Source organism: Streptomyces sp. NPDC048479 (assembly GCF_040651435.1).
Taxonomy (GTDB): domain Bacteria; phylum Actinomycetota; class Actinomycetes; order Streptomycetales; family Streptomycetaceae; genus Streptomyces.
The window spans coordinates 1-5,717 of record NZ_JBEZKA010000082.1 but is presented as its reverse complement, the minus strand read 5'-3'; the positions used below and the strand labels follow the sequence as shown (position 1 = coordinate 5,717).

Below are 5,717 nucleotides of genomic sequence, written 5' to 3'. Positions count from 1 at the left end.
GCATCTTCCACCACGCACGCTGCAGTCCCAACCGCCTCTCGTCAGCAGCCAAAGCCGTCCTCACCCTGGAGAGGCAACGCTGAAAAGGCTCATTGTCATCACCTCACTGCCCCCACAGGGTGGCCGACCTTTGCGGGGAGGGAAGGAGTCCTGGAACAGGCGGAGTTGAGCCTGACCCGACCGAAGTCGGCTGCCACGGCCGACGTTGGCGTCAAAGAGACTGCCGAGTTTTTACGACGACGGGGGTACACCCGACAGGACGCAAAGTGCAGGATTTCATGCGTCGGTTGCGGCCGCGCGTGGCACCGGCACAGCACATCCTGCGGGATTCGACGTTAGGTGAATAAGCTGTGAGACTTGGACCATCCGGAAGAGTTGCGGGATTCACAACATGTGCACTGACAGTCGCGACGATAGGGCTATTCTTCAGCAAGGCTTCGACAACGCGGGGGCACAGTCACCAGCGGCCGTACCGCCAGTGACTACTGTGAGAAAGTCGGCATTGGCCAAGGATTTAGGCAGTGCCAACTTATCTTGTTCTCTGAGGAGGGCGGCTGCACTGGATTGAGGATTACAGTCGCAAAGTCACCAAGCCGCTGCCCCACTGCAGCAAACTAGGCGATTCAACGCTGACGACGGGATGGGCTCACACCAACACAGCAGCCCATACAGCAGGGGGCAGCGTGTCCCTCGCCGGTACCGTCAAGGTCGATGTCGCGCCATTCGGGGGTGGGGCCGAAGCGTCGGTCACGAGCTACAGCTACGCGTGGGGCGAGGAGGGCACCGAGAGCGGCTCCGTGTCTCTGACCATCCCCTCTAGGAGCGTGGGCTGGTTCGGCACCTTCCATGGCACCGCCCACGGAGTGGCCTATGTGCACGTCCCGAGAGTGAAAGAGTTAGCGTCGGACGAGACCGGGCATCGGCTATGGAACCAGGATATTACCGCGTTGTCACCGACATCACGGGCGATCTGCCCGCCCCGACGAACCCTGGCGCGCTCGCGGCGCAGCCGTTTACGGGCCTGTACGCCGACGGGCGCAAAATGACCGCCGCAGAGGAGGCGGCGTGTGACCGCCAGGCTGGTTCCACCAAGACCAGCCGCGGACGACTCGGTTGGCAACCACTTGAGTCTAAAGATCACCTCCGGGCTGATCGCGGCCTGGCCGGGACCAACCAGAGTCCGCAGCACGGCGGCGGCGTGTGTCGGTCGTCGGAGGTAGCCGCCGGTCATGGTGTCGTCACGGAGCAGGACAAGGGTGCCAGCGGTGTCTTCGGGTGGGGGTGGCCAGTGTCTTTTGGGCAGTTGGGGCGGGCGCGCCCGAAACCAGCACCGGTGTTCGGTGACGGCCTGGCGAGCCGGGTGACCAGGATTGGGGTAATCGGCGGCGGCGTTGATGCGCGCGGCCACTGAAGCCGGTGGCGCACGCTCGGTTCCCTGGTTCCGCGACTGTGGCGGTCAGCACGTCTGTGGTCTCGGGTCTGTCTGGCCAGGGCGGCCGTTGTGGCGCGGATCGCCTGGTCGCGGTCTTGGAGGCAGGCGCGGACCAGGGCGTCTTTGGTGGCGATAGACGGTTGCCTTGGCGATATGGGCCTCGGCGATGAGCCGGCCGACGCCAGGGATTAGATCCCGAGGCGACGCGGGGCTGCTCGTGCTGGTCGCGGGTCTTCGATGCCATGAATTGGCATTAATCGTGCAGGAAACAAAGAGACAGAACGCTCTGTAAGCGGACCAGCTCTGTGCTGGGCCAGAAATGAGGTTTCTTATGGGAACGGCACCGACGAGCCCCACCGTGATGCTGATTCACGGCTTGTGGATGACGCCCTTGTCGTGGGAGAAGTTCGCCCAGCACTTCGAGAGCCGCGGCCATACCGTGCAGGCGCCAGCCTGGCCGGGCCTGGACGGAGGCGTTGCGACGCTGTACGGCGATCCGAGACCGCTGGAAGGCCTGGGCATCACCGAAATCGTCGACCACTACGAGCGCCTGATCAGCGAGCTCGACCAGCCGCCGATCCTCATCGGCCACTCCTTCGGCGGGCTCATCGTGCAGCTGCTCCTCGACCGGCAACTGGGAGCCGCCGGGGTCGCCATCGACCCCGCCGCGCCCAAGGGCGTACTGCGCACCCCGCTGTCCACTCTGCGATCCTGCTGGCCTGTGCTGTCCAACCCGGCGAACCGGCGCCGGGCCGTACCGCTGAACCTGCGCCAGTTCACCTACGCCTTCGCCAACACCCTCCGCCAGCCGCAGGCACAAGCCGCCTACGACCGCTACAGCATTCCCGGCTCCGGGCGCATGCTCTTCCAGAGCGCGCTGGCAAACCTCACACCGAACGCCGCCACCACTGTCGACTACCGCAAGAGCAACCGAGCCCCGTTGCTGCTGATCGCCGGTGGCAAGGACCACATCATCCCCCCGGCCCTGGTGAAGGCCACCGCCCGCAAGTACCGCCGCTCCACCGCCCGTACCGACTACCACGAGTTCCCCGGCCGCTCACACCTGCTGATCACCGAGGACGGGTGGCAGGAAGTCGCCGACCACGCTCTCGACTGGGCCATACGCGTGCACACCAAATGACATGCCGCTGTTGACGTCCTCCCCAGCCAACGCTTGCGAGGAACCCCGGCGTTTACGACTCCGGCGGGAAATCCCCAAACCGGCTGGTGTGGTCCTTTTGTTAAAGAGCGTTTTGTCCCACCGAGGCTGTTTGGTCCGAGGTTCAGGTGTCGCGCCAGTTCAGGGTGGATTCGCGAGTGAGTCTGCGGCTTATGAGGTCGATCATCGCGACGTGGATTATGGCTTCGGAACGGTGGGGGTGGGTTTCGTAGTCGCGGGCGAGGGCTGCACATCATCTCGCACGACAAGCACAACGCCCCGCCGCACCCGAGGTCACGAACTCCCGACACCTGACGAAACCTCAGCCGACTACGCTCAGGAGCAGGGCCCTGACCAGCGACGATAGCGAACTGCGACTGGAGTACTAGTGCTGGATTCCTCAAAGGCAGTACACGTATCGGCGTCGTAGTTGGCGGGTGGGCGGGGCTGGTCGGCCCCAGATCCATGGTCTGGCACGGGCGTTGAGCTGGGCGGTGGCCACGGCCGTGGCTTGGGTGATGTCGTCCGGGTTGGCGAAGGACCGGCCGGCCAGGGCGGTCTTGCGGAAGATCCGCCACCAGCCTTCCTGCAGGTTCAGCCAGCACGCGCCGACCGGGATGAACACGTGCCGGATCCGCGGGTGATCCTCCAGCCAGGTCCGGGTGGACAGGCTGTTGTGGGAGGACAGATTGTCGGTGACGACCCAGATTTCTCCGGTCGGGTTGGCGTCCTCGATCTGTTGCAGGAACTGCTGGTAGAAGGCGCTGTTGCGGGAGGATGCGGCCATGGTGATCTCCTGGCCGTCCCTCACGCGCAGGCCGCCGTAGACCCAGGTCTTCTCCGGCCCGCGGCTGTAGTCGATCTCGGACTTGATGCGGTGCCCGTCCGGCGACCAGCCCGGTGCCGGTGGGAAGGCGCGCGGGATCACCGGCCCCAGCTCGTCGGCGCAGACGACCGTCGCACCGTCCGGCGGGTGAGTGTAGAGGCCGATGATCCGCGTCCTTTTGGGGCGAAGTCCGGGTCTTTCGAGCGGGTCCAGGAGCGGGTGCGGCGCCAGCGTACGCCTTCTGCCAGCAGGATCCGGCGGACCTGGGATCGGCCCACATCGATCCCCAGCCGCTGGGCTTCGGCGGCCAGGGAGTCCAACGTCCACTCCGCCGCCCCCGACTCGTCGGCCGCCCACAGGTCCCCGTATGGCTGCATCTCCAGCCTCCCGGGCGGCACCTGCTTGACCAGGGCGATGATCCGTGACCGCTCGGCCTCGGTGATCCGCCGCTTGCGGCCCTGCCCGCCGAGATCTTCCAGGCCCTCCAGACCGGCGCGGTTGAAGCGGTGCAGCCACCTGCGCACCGTCTTCTGACTGCAGCTCAGCTCATCCGCGATCGCCGGCACCCGCTGCCCCACCCAGCTCAGCTCGATCATCCGGGCCCGCATCACCACATCCCGGGGGGCCTTGCGGGCTCGCGACAGTCGATGGATGACCGCCTGCTCGTCCTCGTCACGGCTTTGTCGTGCTCGTAACACCATCAACCAGCACCCGCCCCCGAGCACCCGAACCGCCCCGCTACCAGTACACATACCCAGCAAAAGCGGAATGCAGCACTAGTAGGACTCCGTTAGGTTGCTCTGGCTCTTGGGTTCTGGCTGGTGGGGGATGTTCTGGGCAGGGGGCGGTGGCAGGTGGTGCAGGTGCCGGTCCAGCAGTTCAGCAGGTCTTGGATGGTGTCGAGGATCTGGTAGAGGGTGAGTCCGCTGTATCGGCTTTTGGGGCCAGGCGCTGTTCGGTGAGGAACGCGTGGGCGGCGGTGACCAGGGTGACGTGGTGATGCCAGCCGGTCCAGGAGCGGCCCTCGAAGTGGTCCAGGCCGAGGCCGTGTTTGAGTTCGCGGTAGTCGTGCTCGATGCGCCAGCGGATCTTGGCCAGGCGGACCAGTTCGGCCGGCGGGGTGCCGGCGGGCAGGCTGGTGAGCCAGTAGTCGGTGGGTTCTTGGGCGTCCTCGGGCCACTCGACCAGCAGCGTCACCTCGGGCAGGACACCGTCCCAGTAGCCCTCCTGCGCGGTGGCGGCGGCCTGGGCCAGGCGGCGGGCTCGGACCCCGGCCGGCCGCACCCGCAGCGCCAAAAAGTGCGAGCGCATCGGTCCGCGGGAGCCTTCCCGCCAGGTCACCTCGGTGAAGGCCTGCCGCCCATGGCCGGCCGCGAGCGCGGCGACCGAGGACGGCTTGTCGCGGTAGCGGCGCTCCGGCTTGCGGCCGTTTCCGGACCACGCCGGGGCGGTGGGCTGCGCGTCGTGCGGGTGGACGGTCACGTCCGAACGGACCGCCACGACATATCCGATGCCCCGCTCGCTCAGGCCGTCGCGGAAGTCGGCGTTCTGCCCGTAGCCGGCGTCGGCCACCACCACCGGCGGCACCAGACCCCACCCGGCCAGCTCGTCGAAGGTGTCCAGGGCCAGGCGCCACTTCTCCCGGTGCCCGGCTTCCTGCGGTATCCCGGTCTTCTGCCGCCGTCCGGCGTCGTGCGCCCACTCCTCGGGGACGAACAACCGCCACTGCAGCGGACAGGAGGCAGTGTCGGAGACCGCGTGCACGCTCACCGCGACCTGGCAGTTGGCCTGCTTGCCCAGCGCCCCGCAGTACTGGTGCGCGACCGCCACCGACATCTTCCCGTCCTTCGGGAACGACACATCATCGACCGCCCAGGCATCCGGGCCGATCTGCGGCACCATCCGCTGCGCGATCCGCCGCCGCACCGGCACCGGATCCCAGGTCGACTGGTTCACGAACTGCTGCAGGTCCTGCTCGTTGCCATCCGGCAGCCGCTCCGCCATCGGCTGGATCGACTTCCGCCGCCCGTCCAGCATCAGCCCCCGCAGATAGCAGTCGCCCTTCGCCCGCTGATCCTTGCGCGGCACCGACGCGAACACGTCAGCTACGAATAACGCCAACTTCGCCCGAGCCCGATTCACTTCATGTGCGTCCACACCCCCAACATGCCCCCAAACAGGACCGCGAGACAGACCTAACGGGGACTGTAAAACGAACGGTGTAACTCCTGATCATGGAAGATGCGCCGATGACCAGTAACAACATGCCTGAACCGGAGACCGTCGAGGTGGCTGAGCCG

4 protein-coding genes and 1 pseudogene are annotated in these 5,717 nt (G+C 66.5%); 1 reads left to right on the top strand and 4 read right to left on the bottom strand.

Features of this window, described 5'->3' with window-relative positions; translation table 11 throughout:
* Positions 1 to 1,751 precede the first annotated feature (1,751 nt).
* The gene (locus tag AB0D12_RS40835) at positions 1,752 to 2,573 is read left to right on the top strand and encodes an alpha/beta hydrolase (protein ID WP_362695052.1); all 822 of its coding nucleotides are present in this window, start codon (positions 1,752 to 1,754) and stop codon (positions 2,571 to 2,573) included.
* A gap of 142 nt (positions 2,574 to 2,715) precedes the next feature.
* On the opposite strand, the pseudogene AB0D12_RS40830 reads toward AB0D12_RS40835, so the two are convergent.
* From AB0D12_RS40830 to AB0D12_RS40815, 4 genes and pseudogenes are all read right to left on the bottom strand, one after another.
* Positions 2,716 to 2,835: pseudogene (locus AB0D12_RS40830) on the bottom strand (IS5/IS1182 family transposase); the annotation flags it as partial.
* Positions 2,836 to 2,991: 156 nt separating this feature from the next.
* The gene (locus tag AB0D12_RS40825; protein ID WP_362695054.1) at positions 2,992 to 3,582 is read right to left on the bottom strand and encodes an IS630 family transposase; all 591 of its coding nucleotides are present in this window, start codon (positions 3,580 to 3,582) and stop codon (positions 2,992 to 2,994) included.
* Positions 3,516 to 4,118: a helix-turn-helix domain-containing protein gene (locus tag AB0D12_RS40820; protein WP_362695049.1), complete on the bottom strand. Its 603-nt coding sequence runs from the start codon at positions 4,116 to 4,118 to the stop codon at positions 3,516 to 3,518. The genes AB0D12_RS40825 and AB0D12_RS40820 overlap by 67 nt, the downstream gene beginning before the upstream one ends.
* A gap of 178 nt (positions 4,119 to 4,296) precedes the next feature.
* Positions 4,297 to 5,574: an IS701 family transposase gene (locus AB0D12_RS40815; protein ID WP_362695047.1), complete on the bottom strand. Its 1,278-nt coding sequence runs from the start codon at positions 5,572 to 5,574 to the stop codon at positions 4,297 to 4,299.
* Between the last annotated feature and the right edge of the window lie 143 nt (positions 5,575 to 5,717).